This is a genomic window from Mucilaginibacter sp., from assembly GCF_036568825.1.
Lineage (GTDB): Bacteria > Bacteroidota > Bacteroidia > Sphingobacteriales > Sphingobacteriaceae > Mucilaginibacter.
The window spans coordinates 14545-33351 of the sequence record NZ_DATCRU010000060.1; the positions used below are offsets into that span (position 1 = coordinate 14545).

18 protein-coding genes are annotated in these 18807 nt (G+C 43.3%); 12 read left to right on the forward strand and 6 right to left on the reverse strand.

All coding sequences use genetic code 11. The annotated features are described in order from the left end of the window. Window positions 1-155 precede the first annotated feature (155 nt). The 3 genes from VIM89_RS12375 to VIM89_RS12385 form a co-directional block, all read right to left on the reverse strand. Window positions 156-3488 (reverse strand): vitamin B12-dependent ribonucleotide reductase, encoded by a 3333-nt coding sequence (locus VIM89_RS12375; RefSeq protein WP_488156469.1) that lies wholly within the window; start codon window positions 3486-3488, stop codon window positions 156-158. Between the two features lie 574 nt (window positions 3489-4062). Further along, window positions 4063-5499: a pyruvate kinase gene (gene pyk, locus VIM89_RS12380; protein WP_488156470.1), complete on the reverse strand. Its 1437-nt coding sequence runs from the start codon at window positions 5497-5499 to the stop codon at window positions 4063-4065. A gap of 77 nt (window positions 5500-5576) precedes the next feature. Next, window positions 5577-5996: an IPExxxVDY family protein gene (locus VIM89_RS12385; protein WP_488156471.1), complete on the reverse strand. Its 420-nt coding sequence runs from the start codon at window positions 5994-5996 to the stop codon at window positions 5577-5579. Between the two features lie 153 nt (window positions 5997-6149). Here VIM89_RS12385 and VIM89_RS12390 point away from each other — a divergent pair, with 153 nt between their 5' ends. From VIM89_RS12390 to rnc, 3 genes are read left to right on the forward strand one after another with little or no spacing between them, the layout of a single operon-like run. Next, complete coding sequence (locus VIM89_RS12390; RefSeq protein ID WP_008508386.1) at window positions 6150-6386, forward strand: acyl carrier protein; 237 nt, start codon at window positions 6150-6152, stop codon at window positions 6384-6386. Between the two features lie 18 nt (window positions 6387-6404). Continuing rightward, a complete protein-coding gene (gene fabF / locus VIM89_RS12395) occupies window positions 6405-7658 on the forward strand; it encodes a beta-ketoacyl-ACP synthase II (protein ID WP_488156472.1) in 1254 nt (417 codons plus the stop codon). A 9-nt stretch (window positions 7659-7667) separates the two neighbouring features. Continuing rightward, window positions 7668-8393: a ribonuclease III gene (gene rnc, locus VIM89_RS12400; RefSeq protein ID WP_488156473.1), complete on the forward strand. Its 726-nt coding sequence runs from the start codon at window positions 7668-7670 to the stop codon at window positions 8391-8393. A 68-nt stretch (window positions 8394-8461) separates the two neighbouring features. Here rnc and VIM89_RS12405 read toward each other — a convergent pair whose 3' ends face one another. Then, a complete protein-coding gene (locus VIM89_RS12405; RefSeq protein WP_488156474.1) occupies window positions 8462-9166 on the reverse strand; it encodes a peptidase associated/transthyretin-like domain-containing protein in 705 nt (234 codons plus the stop codon). Between the two features lie 186 nt (window positions 9167-9352). Between VIM89_RS12405 and VIM89_RS12410 the strand changes: the two genes are divergently transcribed. Next, window positions 9353-10183, forward strand: coding sequence for an N-acetylmuramoyl-L-alanine amidase (locus VIM89_RS12410; protein WP_488156475.1), 831 nt, complete (start codon window positions 9353-9355; stop codon window positions 10181-10183). Between the two features lie 159 nt (window positions 10184-10342). On the opposite strand, the gene VIM89_RS12415 is transcribed toward VIM89_RS12410, so the two are convergent. Both VIM89_RS12415 and VIM89_RS12420 read right to left on the reverse strand, forming a co-directional pair. Further along, on the reverse strand, window positions 10343-10825 hold the full coding sequence (locus VIM89_RS12415) for a hypothetical protein (protein ID WP_488156476.1): 483 nt from the start codon (window positions 10823-10825) through the stop codon (window positions 10343-10345). A gap of 89 nt (window positions 10826-10914) precedes the next feature. Continuing rightward, the gene (locus tag VIM89_RS12420) at window positions 10915-12573 is read right to left on the reverse strand and encodes a glutamine--tRNA ligase/YqeY domain fusion protein (RefSeq protein WP_488156477.1); all 1659 of its coding nucleotides are present in this window, start codon (window positions 12571-12573) and stop codon (window positions 10915-10917) included. A gap of 348 nt (window positions 12574-12921) precedes the next feature. On the opposite strand from VIM89_RS12420, the gene VIM89_RS12425 reads away from it, so the two are divergent. The 8 genes from VIM89_RS12425 to VIM89_RS12460 all read left to right on the forward strand — a co-directional run bounded on the left by VIM89_RS12425 (window position 12922) and on the right by VIM89_RS12460 (window position 18806). After that, the gene (locus VIM89_RS12425; protein ID WP_488156478.1) at window positions 12922-13341 is read left to right on the forward strand and encodes a cobalamin B12-binding domain-containing protein; all 420 of its coding nucleotides are present in this window, start codon (window positions 12922-12924) and stop codon (window positions 13339-13341) included. Between the two features lie 129 nt (window positions 13342-13470). After that, window positions 13471-14250 (forward strand): enoyl-CoA hydratase/isomerase family protein, encoded by a 780-nt coding sequence (locus VIM89_RS12430; RefSeq protein ID WP_488156479.1) that lies wholly within the window; start codon window positions 13471-13473, stop codon window positions 14248-14250. A 170-nt stretch (window positions 14251-14420) separates the two neighbouring features. Then, window positions 14421-15026 carry a hypothetical protein gene (locus VIM89_RS12435; RefSeq protein WP_488156480.1) on the forward strand — a complete coding sequence of 202 codons (606 nt, stop codon included), beginning with the start codon at window positions 14421-14423 and terminating at the stop codon, window positions 15024-15026. Window positions 15027-15210: 184 nt separating this feature from the next. Next, on the forward strand, window positions 15211-16647 hold the full coding sequence (locus tag VIM89_RS12440) for a sigma-54-dependent transcriptional regulator (protein ID WP_488156481.1): 1437 nt from the start codon (window positions 15211-15213) through the stop codon (window positions 16645-16647). Between the two features lie 4 nt (window positions 16648-16651). Further along, window positions 16652-16858, forward strand: coding sequence for a hypothetical protein (locus VIM89_RS12445; RefSeq protein WP_488156482.1), 207 nt, complete (start codon window positions 16652-16654; stop codon window positions 16856-16858). A 92-nt stretch (window positions 16859-16950) separates the two neighbouring features. Beyond that, the gene (locus tag VIM89_RS12450) at window positions 16951-17994 is read left to right on the forward strand and encodes an AI-2E family transporter (RefSeq protein WP_488156483.1); all 1044 of its coding nucleotides are present in this window, start codon (window positions 16951-16953) and stop codon (window positions 17992-17994) included. Between the two features lie 156 nt (window positions 17995-18150). Next, complete coding sequence (locus VIM89_RS12455; protein ID WP_488156484.1) at window positions 18151-18417, forward strand: YtxH domain-containing protein; 267 nt, start codon at window positions 18151-18153, stop codon at window positions 18415-18417. A gap of 50 nt (window positions 18418-18467) precedes the next feature. Further along, window positions 18468-18806 (forward strand): phage holin family protein, encoded by a 339-nt coding sequence (locus VIM89_RS12460; protein ID WP_488156485.1) that lies wholly within the window; start codon window positions 18468-18470, stop codon window positions 18804-18806. The last annotated feature ends 1 nt before the right edge of the window (window position 18807 follow it).

Here is an 18807-nt window from a genome sequence, read left to right on the forward strand (position 1 = left end):
AAGATGAGGTATTTTAAAATGGTGAGATTCACCAACAAAAAAACCCCGATCATAAGACCGGGGCTTCACACACATTAACCATTATAAAACTGAGCTTAACAGCCAATTTTACGAATAGCTTGTTTCTTTACGCTTTCACGCTGCCTTTTCAGCTATTAAGAGCAACCCATCGAGTTACCGCAGTTCAGGCATTTGTAGCAAGTGCCTGAGCGTACTGTAGTGTGACCGCAAACGTTACATGCCGGTGCGTCGCTTTGCACGCCCATGCTCAAATCAAGACTGAGGCCTTGTTTTTTGCTGCCTGTTGCATCCGAAGATACTTTTGCAGGCGATGGCTCGTAAACGTTGGTAGTATCAGGGTTGTAGTCCTCATCTTCCATCTGTGGGTTGCCTGTAACACCTCTTTGTTCGGTGATTACGTGTACCAGGTCGCTGCGATCAAGATACTCATAACCCAGCATACGGAAAATATAATCAATTATAGAAGTCGCACTTTTAATGTTGGCGTGGCCGATCACCATACCTGCAGGTTCAAAGCGGGTAAAGGTGAATTTCTCTACATATTCTTCCAATGGCACGCCGTATTGTAAACCTACAGAAACTGCAATAGCAAAACAGTTCATCAGCGAGCGGAAAGTTGCACCTTCTTTGTGCATATCCACGAAGATCTCGCCCAATGTTCCGTCTTCATACTCACCTGTGCGAACGAACACGGTTTGTCCGTCGATGCTTGCTTTCTGAGTGTAACCACGGCGTTTGTATGGCAGGCTCTTCTTTTGTACTACGCGGGAAAGCTGGCGCATGAAGTGGGTATCCTTGGATTTCTCCATAATAGCCACTGCTGCTTCCAATACTTGCTCAGGAGTAAGGTCGCTTAGCTTTACGTTAGCTGCTTCGCCCAATACTTCTTCTACGCTGTCCAATTTTTCATCAGCTTCTTCTTTTTTGTCAGATTTGGTTGATAATGGCTGAGACAGTTTGCAACCATCACGGTAAAGCGCGTTAGCTTTCAAACCTAATTTCCATGACAGTTCGTAGCAATCTTTAATCTCTTCAACTTTGGCCTCGTTTGGAAGGTTGATAGTTTTTGAGATAGCGCCTGAAAGAAACGGTTGTGCAGCAGCCATCATTTTGATGTGGCCATGTGCATGGATATAACGCTCACCTTTAGCACCGCATTTGTTAGCGCAATCGAATATCGGGTAGTGCTCTGCTTTTAAATATGGAGCGCCTTCGATAGTCATGGTGCCGCATACATATTCGTTTGCTTCGGCAATTTGTTTCCTGGTGAAGCCTAAACCGCGTAGCAGGTCAAAGCCCTGTGCATTGTATTGCTCAGCAGTGAATCCAAGGCGTTTTAAAACATCTTCTCCTAATGTCCATACGTTGAATGCAAAGCTGATCTCGAACGCTGATACAACTGCTTTATCGAGTTTTTCAAGCTCAGCATTGGTCAGGCCTTTTGATTTTAGGCTGTCAGGATTGATGTGCGGAGCACCTTCCAGGCTTGCACTTCCTTTAGCATAGTTAACAATAGCAGTGATCTCATGCTCCTGGTAACCTAAGTTCTGCAATGCTTCAGGTACAGCCTGGTTGATGATCTTGAAGTAACCGCCGCCTGATAGCTTTTTGAATTTAACCAGTGCAAAGTCTGGCTCAATACCGGTAGTATCACAATCCATTACTAAACCGATAGTTCCTGTAGGAGCGATAACGGTGGTTTGTGCATTGCGGTAGCCATATTGTTCACCCATTTCAACTGCTTTGTCCCATGCATTGCATGCAGCTGACAGCAGGTAGTCGGGACATTGTTTCTGATCAATTCCCGGAGGCAGGATATCCAAACCTTCGTAATTTTCAGGTGAGTTATATGCCGCATAGCGGTGGTTGCGCATTACACGCAACATATGTTTCTTGTTTTCTTCGTAACGGCTGAAGGTACCCAACTCTTTAGCCATTTCAGCTGAAGTAGCATAAGCAGTACCGGTCATGATAGCGGTGATGGCACCACCGATAGCACGTGCTTTGTCGCTATCATAAGGGATACCGTTCACCATCAGGGCCGAGCCTAAGTTGGCATAGCCTAAACCAAGGGTACGGTAGTCATATGAAAGCTGTGCCACTTCTTTTGACGGGAACTGAGCCATCAACACAGATATTTCCAGAACAATAGTCCAGATACGGCATGAATGCTCAAAGCCTTTTACGTCGAATACGCGGGTCTTTTCGTCAAAATAGTGTGCCAGGTTGATAGATGCCAGGTTACATGCGGTATTATCCAGGAACATGTACTCAGAGCATGGATTTGACGCGTTGATGCGGCCACCTTCAGGACAGGTATGCCATTCGTTGATGGTGCTGTCAAACTGTATACCCGGATCGGCACAGGCCCATGCAGCAAATGATATATCGTCCCATAATTTCTGAGAAGAGATCGATTTTACAGTCTTGCCATTCATGCGGCCTTTCAGATCCCAGTCTTTGTCTTGTTGCAAAGCATAGAAGAACTCATTTGGAACACGTACAGAGTTATTAGAGTTTTGGCCAGATACGGTGCGGTATGCTTCACCTTCGTAGTCTGAAGAGTATCCTGCAGCAATTAAAGCAGCCACTTTCTTTTCTTCTTCTACTTTCCAGTTTACGAAGCTTTCAATTTCAGGGTGATCCAGGTCAAGGCATACCATTTTAGCAGCCCTGCGGGTAGTACCGCCTGATTTGATTGCGCCTGCAGCACGGTCGCCTATTTTCAGGAACGACATTAAGCCTGATGAATAACCACCGCCTGAAAGTTTCTCGTTCTCGCCGCGGATCTTAGAGAAGTTGGTACCTACACCAGAGCCATATTTAAAGATACGTGCTTCACGCACCCACAGGTCCATGATACCGCCTTCGTTTACCAGGTCATCCTCAACAGAAAGGATGAAACAGGCATGCGGCTGCGGACGCTCGTAAGCTGATGTTGATTTGCTTAACACTTCGGTGATGGGGTCTACGAAGTAGTGGCCCTGTGGCTTTCCGGTGATACCATAAGAAGTATGCAAGCCGGTGTTGAACCATTGTGGTGAGTTTGGTGCAGCAAGCTGACCAACGATAGTATACACGATCTCATCATAGAATACTTCAGCATCCTTTTTTGATGCGAAATAGCCGTAACGCATTCCCCAGTCTTTCCAGCAATTAGCCATACGGTGGGCAACCTGCTTAATGCTTTTCTCAGAACCTGTTGTTCCGTCGGGCTGAGGAACCATTGCCTTGCGGAAATATTTCTGCGCAAGGATATCGGTAGCTACCTGCGACCATGCAGCCGGTACTTCAACATCGTTCATTTCAAACACAGCGTCGCCCGAAGGGTTACGTATCACTGATGAGCGTTTTTCGTACTTGAACAGGTCGTACACGTTCTTTCCTTCTTTGGTAAAGTATCTCCCGACCTTTAGCCCGCCTTTTCCGCTTGGAGCGGTTGCTTTTTTTGAAATGTTTTTGCCCATATCTATATATCTAATAAGTTATTACAGTGTTAAAAAATCCTTAGGGGTTTTTAATCAAATTTATTGTTCAATATAATCGGTATCAATTTGGAGTTTTCCACACGATGTGAAGTGTAACACGATTATCGCAAATGCTTCGCTATAAATATTTGATTTATAGTTTTTTATATCTGTGGAAAACTAAAAAATGAAAAAAAATCGGAGATTTTTCAGTTAATTTTGTTATGTTTTTCGCTTAATAATGAAGTAGTAGATTTTTTAAAGATACGAAAATTTTTAGCAAAGGGCAAAGGGACAAAGCAACGCCATTTTTTCTTTAATATTTAAGTAATAATTAAACCCTGGCATCGTTTGAGGTTCTTATAAACGATACCAAAACGTACTGAGATGAGGAAGATGATTGAAATTTATTGGGACTATTACTTTGTCAATCTCGACAAGTTATTCCTGAAAGTTTGTGCAGCGGCGGTTTATTGAGTTGGCAGTTTTCAGTTAGCAGTGTGCAGTAATATTATATTTACACTGCTAACTGAAAATATATACGTTGCAATTTGTGCCAACGGCCAACTGCAAACTATTCTACTACAGAAACCTTAAGCATATTAGTTTTACCCTGCTTAGTGATAGGCACCGAAGCAGTGTTGATCACTACATCTCCTACCTCGATCAGGTTTTCCGATTTTAATATCTCGTTTACATCAGCAATGGTCTGATCGGTACTTTCCAGTTTGTCATAATAGAAAGCTCGTACACCCCAAACCAGGCTTAATGCCTTTAACAGAGTTTTGTTCGATGTAAATATGTAAGTCCCGGCTTTTGGACGGTGGCTTGATATTTCGAATGCGGTATAGCCGGATACGGTCATCGAAATAATACCCACTGCATTGGTATGTTCAGCCAGGTAAACTGCTGATCCGCATAAGGCATCGCTCAGGTAATTGGCAGGTGCATGAGGTATCGCAGGTTCCAGAGTAGTATTATAAGGATAACCAAGCTCTTCTACATTACGTACGATCTTAGCCATAGTTTCGATAACGATAACCGGGAACTCTCCAACTGAAGTCTCACCGCTTAGCATCACCGCATCGGCGCCGTCAAGAACTGAGTTGGCAACGTCGTTTACCTCGGCACGGGTTGGACGTGGCGTAGTGATCATCGATTCCAGCATCTGGGTAGCCACGATAACTGGTTTTGAAGCTTCACGGCATTTACGGATGATCATTTTTTGCAACAAAGGAACTTCTTCCAATGGCATTTCAACGCCCAGGTCACCACGGGCTACCATCACACCGTCAGTCGCAGCAACAATGGCATCTATATTATCAATCGCTTCAGGTTTTTCAACTTTGGCGATCACACGGGCAGCTTTTCCGCTGCGTGCGATGATGCGTTTAAGCTCCACAATATCCTCGCCAGTACGAACAAACGAAAGACCGATCCACTCCACATCATTTTGCAACGCGAATTCAAGGTTTACCAAATCCTCTTCGGTTAAACTTGGGATAGATACTTTAGTATTAGGAAGGTTTACACCTTTACGCGATGTCAGGATACCGCCGTGAACCACCTCGCAAAGCACAGAATCTTTACGGTTGGTTTCGATTACGCGCATTTGAATTTTTCCGTCATCTAACAGGATGATCTCATTTGGCCTTACATCCTGAGGGAAAGTTTCATACGTTATATATATACGGTTATCATCGCCAATACACTCATGTGTGGTAATATGTATCTGCGAACCGTTCACCAGGTGAATACCACCGTCTTTTACCAGTCCGATACGGATTTTAGGGCCCTGCAAGTCGGCAAGGATACCCACATTTACTTTATATTGTTCGTTTATTTCACGAATGGTATCGATAGTTTTCTGATGATCAGAAGGTCTTCCGTGCGAAAAGTTGAGGCGGCATACATTTACACCTGCCTTTATCATTGACAATAGGATGTCCTTATTGGTTGATGCCGGACCCATTGTGGCAACAATTTTAGTACGGTTGTAAGATAATTTCATATTTATCAGGATTAAACTGGCTGTTTTCTTATTTGGTATCTAAATTAGTGTAGCACATACACTTCTTAAAATCGGCGCTAAAATAAAAGATTTTCCCGTGATTTAATTTTTTTTGGATCAATCTTTACTGCCGCCACTATTTCGGGTATGCGATTAAGCCCAGTGACCAGCTGTTCCAGGTCCACATCATCTATATAATTCCTGATCATCAGGAAATAATCGGCTTTGCGCATTTCGGGAACCAGGTATCCTTCCGATCCTTTATTGGCAATAAAATAAAAGTCTGTTTCGCTGGCTTCCCAATAATATTGGAACATGGAGAAATAAACAGGACCCGATCCGGGTAATAGATCTACTTCCAGGTCGGCGCTGCGGGTAAAACCAAATCTCAGGTGCTTGTTTATGTGATGGCAAATACGGTAATCCTTCAGTGATGTGGTGATGGCGATCAACACAAAATCCAAATCGATCTCAAATTTTAATGTTTTCCTGTTCAAAATCACTAATTTTGCCCGGCTCAAAAATACAAAATAGAAACTCTCACGGTAAAAATTTGTTACTTGTAAATACCAAAAGTTTTTAGATTTGTTATTTGATAGATTTTATTTTTCTTTGCACTGAATTTTATTAATCATTAAACCATTAAAAGTATGTCTGATATCGCTTCAAGAGTAAAAGCTATTATCGTAGAAAAATTAGGTGTTGACGAAAGTGAAGTAACACCTGAAGCTAGCTTCACCAACGATCTTGGTGCAGACTCGTTAGACACCGTGGAATTAATCATGGAGTTTGAAAAAGAATTTAACGTGGCTATTCCTGACGATCAGGCTGAAACTATAGGTACTGTAGGCCAGGCTATCGCTTACCTTGAAAAAAACGTTAAATAAACTCCCTAACCTTATTAAATGGAGTTTAAAAGAGTTGTAGTAACCGGGCTTGGAGCACTTACTCCAATTGGCAACAGCGTTTCCGAATATTGGGAATCTTTGATCAATGGAGTGAGTGGCGCAGCCTTGATTAAGAGTTTTGACACTACAAATTTCAAGACAAAGTTTGCATGCGAGGTAAAGAATTTCGATGCCGACGCATTCCTGGGCCGCAAAGATGCCCGCAAACTTGACCCTTTTGTTCAATACGCTTTATACTCGACCGAGGAAGCGGTAAAAGACGCAGGATTAGACTTTTCAAAGCTTGACACCAACCGTATCGGTGTGATATGGGGATCAGGCATTGGTGGTTTAAAAACCTTTTTAGACGAGGTAGTTGCTTTTGCCAAAGGTGATGGTACACCGCGTTTTAACCCATTCTTTATTCCTAAAATGATAGCGGATATCGCCCCCGGCCATATCTCTATTAAATATGGTTTAAGAGGGCCCAACTTCACTACAGTTTCTGCCTGCGCTTCATCCAACAATTCGCTTATCGATTCATTTAACTATATCCGTTTGGGTAAAGCTAATATGTTCATAACCGGAGGTTCTGAAGCAATCATTAATGAAGCAGGTATTGGCGGCTTTAATGCGATGCACGCTCTTTCAACCCGTAATGATGATCCGGCTACTGCCTCACGTCCGTTTGACCTTGACCGCGATGGTTTTGTTGCCGGCGAAGGTGCAGGAACGATCATTTTGGAAGAACTGGAGCACGCCAAAGCACGTGGTGCCAAGATATATGCTGAAATGATAGGCGGCGGCATGAGTGCCGATGCTTATCACATGACTGCTCCGCACCCTGAAGGCTTAGGCGCTGCATTGGTAATGAAAGCTGCTTTGGAAGATGCAGGCTTAACTCCTGCTGATATTGATTATGTAAACGTTCACGGAACATCAACCCCGATTGGTGACCCGCAGGAAGTTAAAGCAATACAAGATACTTTTGGAGAAGATATTTACCGCATAAATATCAGCTCTACCAAATCAATGACGGGCCATTTGCTTGGCGCCGCCGGTGCTGTTGAGGCTATAGCCGCTATTCTGGCCGTTAAAAATGATATGATTCCACCAACGATCAATCACTTTACTGACGACCCTGCTTTTGATCCGAAAATTAACTTTACCTTCAACGTTGCACAGAAAAGAGTAGTTAGGGTGGCACAAAGCAACGGATTTGGCTTTGGCGGTCATAACGCTTCAGTTATATTTAAGAAGTACGAAGAATAAGTAGATTGAATGCCAATCAGACGGTTTTATAAGCTTTATTTATCCCCCAACAGAAAATACGTAAAATCTTTAAAGAATTTGCTCGGATTCGTTCCGGGCAATTTGTCTTTATACCGATTGGCTTTCCGGCATAAATCCGTAGCCCAAAACGTAAAGAAAGGCGTAAAGAACAGCAACGAACGCCTGGAGTTCCTGGGCGATGCTGTGTTGGGGAGCGTTGTAGCCGAAGTACTCTTTAAATTATATCCCTTTGAAGACGAGGGCTTCCTGACCGAGCTCCGTTCAAAAATCGTAAACCGCAGCAATCTTAACCAACTGGCCCGTAAACTGGGTTTTGAGCAATTGATCCAGTACGATAACCGTATGGTGAATTCCACCCGTCAGGGCTCATTATTAGGGGATGCCTTCGAGGCTTTGATCGGAGCTATATACCTTGATAAAGGCTACGATTTTACCAAAAATTTCCTGGTGAACCATATCATCAAATCGCATATCGATATCCATAAGCTGGAGCAGACCGAAACCAACTTCAAGAGCAAACTCATCGAGTGGTGCCAGCGCCACGGCAAGGATATCACCTTTGAACTTATTGAAAACGGCGATGGTGAAAGTAACAAACTATTTACCGTACAAGCCAGCATAGATGGTGAGATTATGGGTCAGGGCAAAGAATTCAATAAAAAGAATGCAGAGAAGCTGGCAGCTGAGCGGGCTTGTGAAGCGCTGTCTATTTAAGTCGGATTTCGGAATCTCGATTTCGGATTTATTTAATTCCTGCTAATCGAACAAATCCCAAAATCGTGTCAATATAACTTCTGCAACCTCGCCTCCGGTCTATCCTTAGTCTTCAGATAATAATTATAGGATTTTTTAATAAACTGGATCAGCTGGTAATCGTTCCACTCCTTCATATCCTGGTAAGACGGCCTGTAAGCTACCATGAATTTATCGACCTCGTCATCAGAGGACATTTTGGTAACACTTTTTACTAATTCTTTGGTGTACCTTTTATCAACCACACTGGCCTCCTGCTCATTTTTTGCGTACTCGGCAAAACGACGGGCCTGTGCAGGAGTTTTGCCAAAGAGGTTATAAAATGCCGTAATAGGTGAGTTGACAAACTGCCAGAACGGAAGTGATTTACCATCGTTATAAATTCCCTGGCTTCGGTATTCCTTCATTACTTCACTCAATTCCTGTTGCTTGGATTGACTCTTAATCGTCACTTGGTTCAGCTCCACGACGGGCTGCATGTAAACTACCAGATCATCATTACTTGTTATAGTAATTCTCTGGGGGGTATAACCGGTTTTGGTTATCTCCAATGTATCGCCGATTGCGGTTTTAATTCCAAATCCCCCCAATTCATCGCTCATCATTACTGTCTGCGTTTTAAGATCAGTTACTACAGCTTGCGATATCCGGTCGGGTGTACTCTTTTTAAATATAATGCCTTTAATAGTTAATGTTTGTTGCGCATAACCTAAGCCATGCAATAAACAAAGCATTAAAGTACAATATATTAGTTTTTGGGATAAACGCATTCCTGCAAAAGTATATAATGTAAAACGCAAAAAATGTAAAAAGATGTTAATGTTTAGTCGGCAGGTTTGAATAAACATACTATATATCTTGTCCTGAAAAAGGTTGACACTTTTGGGTGAACTAATGTTATTGCCTACATTAGCATTGTTATGATCACCAAAAAACTTTCTGTCTTTTACCTTTTGCCTTTCGCCCTGATAGTTGCGTCGTGCTCACCGAAAGGGCCTTATGCAGTTACCAATAAGTTTTATAAAAACCATGCGGATTCGGCGGTGAAGGTGGTTCAGCTGGAGCAGCCGGCTATGCTGGTGGATAGTACGGGGGCGCAGGTGCCGAGTGAGTTTGTGGGTACGGTGAACTTTAATTTGCGCAAGCCCAATTATGTGATCATCCACTTTACGGCGCAGGATTCGCTGGGGCAAACGCTGCATACTTTCACCATTCAGCAAACGCAGGTGAGCGCGCATTACGTGGTGGGCAAGGATGGCAAGGTGGTACACATGCTTAACGATTACCTGCGGGCATGGCATGCGGGCGTGAGCCGCTGGGGCAGCATCAGCGATATGAACAGCTGCTCGATAGGCATTGAAATCGACAATAACGGCAACGAGCCTTTTACCGGTCCGCAGATAAAGAGTTTGCTGGCGCTGCTGGGTTATTTGAAAAAGACATATAATATTCCGGCTACCAACTTTATTGGTCACCAGGACATAGCCCCCCTGCGCAAACCCGATCCGGGACCGTATTTCCCCTGGAAGACATTGGCCCAACACGGTTTCGGCTACTGGAGCGACGATGTGCTGGAACTGGCCCCCGACAACTTCGACTACACCACAGCCCTGAAACTAATAGGCTACGACACGCGCGATATCTCAGCAGCGATAGTAGCGTTCAAACGTCACTTTGTGCAAACGGATGTGAAGCCACAGCTAACGCAGCTGGATTTGAATGTGCTGTATAATGTGTACCAGAAATATTAGTGGCAGGTTTTCTCTGAGTAGCAGTTGCAGTAGCAACGGCAGTATTTTCTTCAATAAAAAAACTGCCACTGCCACTGCCCGTGCTACTGCTACTTATTAATCTTCGCTGTAAATGAACCGTTAGTAATGGTATAAGCCTGGATAGCTGCCGTGGCATCATTAAATACATACAATTTTAAATACATACAATTTTCCGGAAAAAGTTCCTGAGATAGTTGTGGCCGTAACTGCGGTAATAGTTACCGTTCCCTGCGGGGCCGAGCCGTCAAGGGTATAACTATCGGTGTTGTTAGGCCAAAAAACCAGCGATGCGCTATCTGTCGGGTCAAAAGAAGACGATGCCTGGAAGGTTTGCCCCGCCTTTAAGGTGGCCGGATCGTGTACTACGCTTAAGCCGAAACTAACATCGCTATGTTTACCATTGACAACCTGGTAACCGGTAATTGTTGTTTGAGCTTGGTCGTTCACGTCAACCTCAATTTCTTCGCAATCATTAAAGCTGATGTCGGTACCATTAGCCGTAAGTTTCATGGAAGAATTTGCAGTATTGTCTGGCTTTGGATTATTTGAGCTCTTTTTGCAAGAGCTGAATGTAAGCGCGATAGCTGCTAACGCGATATACATGGGTGATAAGGTTTTCATTATGCAAGTATACGGATTTTTCAGTTGGCGGTTACCGGTTGGCAGTTTGCAGTGAAAATTGTGCCCACTGCAAACTGCTTACTGCAAACTTATTTTTTTACCCAGCCATCCTTCAAAGTCACCGTGCGGTTAAACACGAGCTTATCAGTGGTTGAGTTTTTATCCAGAGTGAAATAGCCTTTACGTATAAACTGGTACCCTTTGCCAGGAACGGCGTTAGCCAGATCGGGTTCTATATAAGTATTTGGCAGTATTTGCAGGCTATTCGGATTCAGGTATTCTTTAAAATCGCCGTCTTCGTTGGATGGATCATCTACCTGGAAGAGGCGGTCGTACAGGCGTACCTCAGCAGTTTTGGCATGAGGCACGCTTACCCAATGGATAGTTCCTTTTACGCTTATGCCGCTGGTATCATGACCTGATTTTGATTCGGGCAGATATTTGCAGTAAACCGTGGTTACGTTACCATCGGCATCCTTATCAAAACCTTCGCAGGTTACAATGTAGGCGCTCTTCAAACGAACACTCAACCCTACTCCCAGCCGGAAGAATTTCTTTGGCGGTTCTTCCATAAAGTCTTCGCGCTCTATCCAAAGTTCACGGCTGAATGGAATATTGCGACCACCATCGCCTCCCTCTACTTCGGGATTATTCTCGCCCCACATTTCTTCAACCTGACCTTCGGGATAATTGGTGATCACCAGCTTTATCGGGTCGAGCACGGCCATACGGCGCCATGCGGTTTTATTCAAATCTTCACGAATACAGAACTCCAGCAGGCTCAGGTCGATCATATTCTCGCGCTTTGCCACACCTATGCGCTCACAAAAATCGCGAATGGATTTAGGCGTGTAACCACGGCGACGCAAACCACTGATAGTCGGCATACGCGGGTCATCCCAGCCATCTACATGACCTTCTGTTACCAGTTGCAGCAGCTTGCGCTTGCTCATCACGGTATAATTCATGTTCAGGCGGGCAAACTCGTATTGTTTGGACGGGAAGATCTCCAGCTTATCAATAAACCAATCATATAGCGGTCTGTGCGGAACAAACTCCAAAGTACAGATAGAATGGGTGATCTCCTCAATAGCATCCGACTGTCCATGAGCAAAATCATACATCGGGTAAATGCACCATTTATCGCCCGTGCGATGATGATGCGCATGTTTAATACGGTACATGATCGGGTCGCGCATGTGCATATTTGGCGATGCCAGGTCGACCTTGGCACGCAGCACTTTAGCGCCATCAGGATATTTTCCATCCTTCATCTCCTCAAACAGGCGAAGGTTTTCTTCGATGCTGCGGTTACGGTATTCGTTACCTTTACCCGGCTCGGTAGGTGTACCTTTCTGAGCGGCAATTTCTTCAGGCGTACTGTCATCTACATAAGCCAAACCCTCACGGATCAGTGTCATCGCGAATGCATACAGCAGATCAAAATAATCAGAAGCATACAGTTCCCTGCCCCACTCAAAGCCCAGCCAGCGGACATCTTCCTTTATGCTGTCAACATATTCTACATCCTCCTTTACAGGGTTGGTATCATCAAACCGGAGGTTAGTCTGACCGCCATACTGTTTAGCCAATCCAAAGTTCAAACAAATGGATTTGGCATGGCCAATATGCAGGTATCCGTTAGGCTCCGGCGGGAAACGGGTAAGCACCCGGCCGCTGTGTTTGCCTTCACGTATATCCTCTTCAACAATCTCCTCAATAAAATTTAATGATCTTTCTTCGCTCATGATATAATAGAATAGCGCAAAAATAGGGATTTATAGGGGAAAGCGGAAAGGTTAAGAGTCAGTATGGCGTAGATTTTACCTCTCCCGGTATCCACTGATATCGCTAACGCTGGATTTTAGAACGAACAAATAGCGGTTTGTCATGCTGAGCCGGTCGAAGCATTGGCGGGCAAAGGCCTTTACGCACCACACTTCGACTGAGTTCAGTGTGACACCCTTTCTTTTTCGAACAAATACAACCACTTCAACTACTACAACCAATACCAACCATTTAACTCAATCAACCACTCACCTAATTAACCATTCAACATTTTCTTCTTACTTTTACGCCAACCAATACGGTTTTACATGAGTAATACCTTTAACCGACCTATTCGTGTTTTAGTTGCCAAAGTGGGCCTCGACGGGCATGATCGTGGCGCACGTATCATTGCCACCTCTCTGCGTGATGCTGGGATGGAAGTGATCTATACAGGTTTGCGGCAAACGCCTGAGATGGTGGTGAATACTGCCTTGCAGGAGGATGTGGATGCTATCGGCATATCCATATTATCTGGTGCGCATATGACAGTCTTCCCGAAAATTCTCCAGCTCATCAAAGAGAAAAAAATGGATGACGTGCTGGTAACCGGTGGTGGCATTATCCCTGAAAGTGATATGCGTGAGCTAAAGCAATTAGGTGTGGGAGAGCTATTTCCTCCGGGAACGAATACTAAGGATATTGTTCAGTACATTACCGATTGGGTAAAGCAACATCGTAACTTTTAACTCACCCCTGCCCCTCTCTACTTCGTAAAGAGGGGTCTTCAAAAACTAACCCTCTTTGCGCGAAGCGTAGAGAGGGTGGTCGAGCGAAGCAATGACCGGGTGAGTCCACTACAATAAAACTTAAATGCCATGTTTGAAAATCTTCTTATCGACTATAACGGCGCTATCCAGCATATCATCATCAATCGCGAGAGCAAGCTGAATGCTCTAAATAAAAACACCCTTGCCGAGCTGCACACTGCTATTTACGACGCATTTAACAATGATCGTGTCGGCGGTATCATAATAACCGGTGCAGGATCAAAAGCTTTTGTAGCAGGAGCGGATATCTCTGAGTTCTCTTCTTTTGATTCTTCACAAGGAGAGCAATTAGCGCGTAATGGTCACCGCTTGGTGTTTAATCAGATCGAGAATGGTAAAAAGCCGATCATTGCCGCCATAAATGGTTTTGCTTTAGGTGGTGGATTGGAACTGGCGTTATCCTGTCATATGCGCATCGCATCCGAGAATGCTAAAATGGGATTGCCCGAAGTAAGTCTGGGCTTGATACCCGGTTACGGTGGCACGCAACGCCTGACTCAATTGGTAGGTAAAGGCAAGGCTTTTGAAATGATCCTCACTGCTGATATGATCACCGCACAGGATGCTTTGCAATGGGGATTGGTCAATTATGTTGTACCACAGGATGAGCTAATCAATAAAGCCGAGGAGATCCTAAATAAGATATTAACCCGCTCCCCGATGGCTGTCGAAACTGCAATCGGAGTGGTCAATTCGGCTACTCAGTCCGGCGTTGATGGTTACGAAAAAGAGATACAAGGCTTCGCAAAATCCTTCGATACTCCGGATTTTAGAGAAGGTGTCAGCGCCTTCCTCGAGAAGCGAAAGCCTGATTTCCAGCGCAAATAGCCACTTTTTATGACAATACCCTGACTAAATTAAGAAAATAGTCAAATTTATCTTATTGTTAATCAATCGATTGAACAATCGTGACATTCAGATGAAACGCTGAGGTATTTTTCGTGCTTTACTTTGCTCCGTGTTTCAACCAAACACACGAACAATTAATAAGTAATACAATGAAAACTACATTCAAAATTTCAGCCTTAGTATTAGCTTTTGCCGGATTCGCTTTGGGCGCAAAAGCACAAACTACATCTACTACTACCACTAAAACTTCAACCGGCCCTAATGGCGTAGTATTAAGCATCGGCGCTGACGCCGGTATCCCTACAGGAAATTTAAACAATACCTATAACTGGAACATCGGCGGTTCGGTACAAGCAGATATCCCCGTTCTTCCACATCAGTTATTCGTAACCGTTAATGCTGGTTATAACAGCATCCAGGGTAAAAAGGACATTGGCGGTGTACAGGGATTAGACGCTACTAATATCCAGTTATTGCCGGTAAAAGCTGGTTTAAAGTACTTCCCTATCAGCCATTTCTATGTACAGGGTGAAGCCGGTGCTGCTTTTGCTTTGAACAAATCAGATGTTGGTTTTGACAAGAGCGCAGCGTTTCTGTATGCTCCTCAAATAGGTTACCAGTTCCCATTGGGTGGCAAAAGTTATCTTGATGCAGGTGTACGCTACGAAGCTACAACCAAATTCAGCAGTGTAGCTGATGACAGCAAAGTTAACTTCTTTGGTCTGCGCGTAGCTTACGCATTTGACACCAAATAATCATTTTTACGTACAAACACTACCTTTAGAAAAGACGAGGGGCGATAAGCTTCTCGTCTTTCTTATTTCTTAAAAAAAATTTAAAAATTAGCCCCTTAATTAAATTTACCTAAAAAAATAGCAAATTTGTGTGTAACTTGACGTGCAATAAATACGTTTACCTGTGAAATAGTTTATACCGGTTATGAAGAAAATACTCATCATAGATGATGAAGTTAATGTGTCTCTCCTGCTTTCGAAGTTTTTAACCCGGAATGGTTTTGACGTTACTACCGCTGCCACAGGTACAGGGGGCATGGAATTGCTTAAAACGATAGGTTTCGACCTTGTTTTGTGCGATTTCCGCCTGGAAGATACCGACGGTCGTGAAATGCTTAAGAATATAAAAAGCCAATATCCAAAAACCGGTGTGATCATCATTACCGGTTACTCTGATATAAAAATGGCTGTTGAGCTCATCAAAATGGGCGCATATGACTATATCACTAAGCCGCTTTATCCCGACGAAATATTAAATACCATCAATAAAGCCTTTGAAACACACCATGCTTTAGTTGATGAACCAGAGATTACGCCTATTGCACGTGGCAACAATGGCAAGGAAGTAAAGAAACAATTGCCTAACAGCGAATTTGTTGTGGGTAGTAGCAAGGCATCAAAAGAACTGGCACGGCAGATAGAATTGGTTGGACCTACCAACTACAGCGTAATTATTTTAGGTGAAAGCGGTACAGGTAAAGAATCAGCAGCAAAGAATATCCACCTGAACAGTCAGCGGGCAAATATGCCGTTTATTGCAATGGACTGCGGTTCGCTTACCAAAGAATTGGCAGCAAGCGAATTCTTCGGTCACGAAAAGGGCTCATTTACCGGTGCATTATATACCAAAATTGGCCACTTTGAGATGGCTAATGGTGGTACACTGTTTTTGGACGAAGTTGGTAACTTATCCTACGATATACAAGCTGCCCTATTAAGAACTGTGCAGGAACGAAAAGTGAAAAGGATTGGCAGCACTAAGGAGATCGACCTGGATGTGCGCATTATCATCGCTACCAATGAAAATTTGCAGGATGGGATATCAAAAGGCCGTTTCAGGGAAGATCTTTACCACCGTTTTAATGAGTTTACCATTTATATGCCTGCCCTGCGCGAGCTGGGAACGGATATTATGTTATTAGCCGAGCACTTTTTGAAGATGGCTAATGCAGAACTTGGGCGTAATGTCACTGCGTTTTCCCAGGAAGTAACCGATTGCTTTATGCATTACCGCTGGCCGGGCAATATCCGCGAATTGAAAAACGTGGTACGCCGTGCAACGTTAATTGCCGAAGGTGATGTGATACCAATGAAAGCTCTACCTTTGGAGATATCAAACTACAGGAATCCGGTAGTAGAAACACCTGTATATGCTACGACTACTGTTGTAGCAGCAGAACCTGCAATCGTTAACAGGGAGAACAGGAATGATCTGAAAAATGCAGCGCAGGAAGCAGAGTACGATACTATTTTAAAAGTGCTGCGCGAGGTAAACTTTAATAAAACTAAAGCTGCAGAGATTTTAAATATCGACCGGAAAACGCTATATAATAAAATGAAGGCTATTAACCTGGGCAAATAAGATCATGCAAGAGCCAATAGAAGGGGAGAAAACAGAGGATAAGGTACGCAGGCTGCGCCATGATATCAGGAACCAGCTTTCTAATATCAACCTGGCCGTTGAACAGCTAAAATACGAGATACCGGATGATGCTGGTTCCGACAGCGAATTTTACATTAATACCATCGCCATAAGCTGCGCCAAAATAAATATGCTGCTTGACGATTTATAATTGATTGTATAACAACCTAATTTATATATTGGCACTGAAACATCTCAGTGCCTTTTTTGTTAATGTAACGTACTTATTGCAATTACTCCCTGATGTCGATTTTTAACTATAAACAGCGAAACAACATTATACTGGTAGCCATCGTGGTGCTGGGCTGTTTTTTAGTTTATGCATTAAGCGGCTTATTTAGCGCTATACTGGGAGCAATTGTGTTGTTTACTATTTTCAGGCCGGTTTATATAAAGCTTGTCGAAAAAAGGGGCTGGCATAAAAGCATAGTTGCTCTTCTGATCATTTTTCTTTCGCTTGTCGTTATCGTTATACCATTCCTCTCGCTGAGTATAATGGTTATCAATAAGATATCAGGCATCAATAAGGATTCTCTGCCAATACAGGAGTGGGTTTATAAGATAGATACTTTTGCTGCATCGCATCTTAACCAACCCAAATTGGCTGAAACTACGATGCAAAAACTGGGGGCCTATGTAACTGAGTTGTTCCCTTCAATTATTGGCAGCGCAGTCAATATAGTGCTTACGTTGCTGGTAATGTATTTCCTGCTGTACTTTATGTTTACGCAGATAAAAGAGTTCGAGGCTGGATTGTTAAAATATGCCCCTTTCCGTGAGCAGCATGCGTTAAGATTTTCGAAGGCCCTGCGCGATTCAACCTATAGTAATGTGCTTGGACAGGGCATTATAGCCATTACCCAGGGAACTTTACTTGCAAACGGTTTTTGGATATTCGGTATACCCGATCCGATCTTTTGGGGGACTATCGGCTGTTTTATTTCGTTCCTGCCGGTAGTGGGCGCACCGACATTAACTATTCCGGCAAGCATTATTCTTTTTGCCAATGATCATACCGTAAGAGGAATATTATTATTGGCGTATGGTTTGTTATTTATTGGCAATATTGATAATGTATTGAGGATGATCATTAACAAGAGAATAGCGAATACGCACCCCATAATTTCTGTAATCGGGGTATTTATAGGTCTTCCATTATTTGGCATATTAGGTTTAGTTTTTGGGCCGTTATTACTATCTTATTTCTTATTATTGCTTGAGATTTACGAGACTAACCGTATGGCGGCTGACAGGCTCGCGCGCATAAAAACAGGGAACGACGGATAATATTGATTGAATGTTTTTTGCTTGAGCCAAAGAAAATACCGATATTAATAGGTAAATATTTCCAATTACAAGACGACAAAAAGTCTGGATAGGCATAATTGGCAAGATATTTAACCGTTAATAAAACAAATTTGAAACTATAAAATTATAAGTGATATGAGCGATAACTCAAAAGTAGTGGTTGCATTGCTTGCAGGGCTAGCGGCAGGAGCAGCATTAGGAATATTATTTGCACCCGAAAAAGGAACCGAGACGCGTGATAAACTTACTGAGTCGCTGAAGAGATTGGGAGATTCTATTAAAGAAACTGCTGCCAATGAAATTGATAACCTGGTGGGTTTGAAAGATAAGGTGGTAGATAATTTCAAAAGCAAATTAAACAACACCGAAGAAGAACTTCAGGACGACCTGGAACACGCATGAATATAACCAGGCCCTGGATAACACCATTTTCAGGGCTATAACATAAGCCTATGGAAGAACAGAAACAAACGCCTCCTCCCATTATTGACCAGTTAAAAGAATATGCCGAAACGCAGATTAAGCTGGCGAAGTATGAGGCTATTGATCGCAGCTCAAAGTTCCTGTCAAGCTTTATTGTCGATGTAGTAATAGCGGTTGCTTTTGTGCTCACCTTTCTGTTCTTAAGTCTTGCAGTGGCTTTTTTGCTATCAATTTGGCTTGGTTCTTACTGGGCGGGATTTGGCTGTATGGCCGGTATATACCTGCTGATAGCTATTATTATTATCCTGGCTAAGGACAAGATTCAGAAGCCGATGATCGATATGTTTATCAAAAAGTTTTTCCAATAAT

Bases quoted from the DNA above. Each gene is read 5' to 3' on its own strand.
- VIM89_RS12375 (WP_488156469.1), bottom strand. From the start codon at position 3,488: ATGGGCAAAAACATTTCAAAAAAAGCAACCGCTCCAAGCGGAAAAGGC.
- pyk (WP_488156470.1), bottom strand. From the start codon at position 5,499: ATGAAATTATCTTACAACCGTACTAAAATTGTTGCCACAATGGGTCCG.
- VIM89_RS12390 (WP_008508386.1), top strand. From the start codon at position 6,150: ATGTCTGATATCGCTTCAAGAGTAAAAGCTATTATCGTAGAAAAATTA.
- fabF (WP_488156472.1), top strand. From the start codon at position 6,405: ATGGAGTTTAAAAGAGTTGTAGTAACCGGGCTTGGAGCACTTACTCCA.
- rnc (WP_488156473.1), top strand. From the start codon at position 7,668: ATGCCAATCAGACGGTTTTATAAGCTTTATTTATCCCCCAACAGAAAA.
- VIM89_RS12405 (WP_488156474.1), bottom strand. From the start codon at position 9,166: ATGCTTTGTTTATTGCATGGCTTAGGTTATGCGCAACAAACATTAACT.
- VIM89_RS12410 (WP_488156475.1), top strand. From the start codon at position 9,353: ATGATCACCAAAAAACTTTCTGTCTTTTACCTTTTGCCTTTCGCCCTG.
- VIM89_RS12415 (WP_488156476.1), bottom strand. From the start codon at position 10,825: ATGAAAACCTTATCACCCATGTATATCGCGTTAGCAGCTATCGCGCTT.
- VIM89_RS12420 (WP_488156477.1), bottom strand. From the start codon at position 12,573: ATGAGCGAAGAAAGATCATTAAATTTTATTGAGGAGATTGTTGAAGAG.
- VIM89_RS12425 (WP_488156478.1), top strand. From the start codon at position 12,922: ATGAGTAATACCTTTAACCGACCTATTCGTGTTTTAGTTGCCAAAGTG.
- VIM89_RS12430 (WP_488156479.1), top strand. From the start codon at position 13,471: ATGTTTGAAAATCTTCTTATCGACTATAACGGCGCTATCCAGCATATC.
- VIM89_RS12435 (WP_488156480.1), top strand. From the start codon at position 14,421: ATGAAAACTACATTCAAAATTTCAGCCTTAGTATTAGCTTTTGCCGGA.
- VIM89_RS12440 (WP_488156481.1), top strand. From the start codon at position 15,211: ATGAAGAAAATACTCATCATAGATGATGAAGTTAATGTGTCTCTCCTG.
- VIM89_RS12445 (WP_488156482.1), top strand. From the start codon at position 16,652: ATGCAAGAGCCAATAGAAGGGGAGAAAACAGAGGATAAGGTACGCAGG.
- VIM89_RS12450 (WP_488156483.1), top strand. From the start codon at position 16,951: ATGTCGATTTTTAACTATAAACAGCGAAACAACATTATACTGGTAGCC.
- VIM89_RS12455 (WP_488156484.1), top strand. From the start codon at position 18,151: ATGAGCGATAACTCAAAAGTAGTGGTTGCATTGCTTGCAGGGCTAGCG.
- VIM89_RS12460 (WP_488156485.1), top strand. From the start codon at position 18,468: ATGGAAGAACAGAAACAAACGCCTCCTCCCATTATTGACCAGTTAAAA.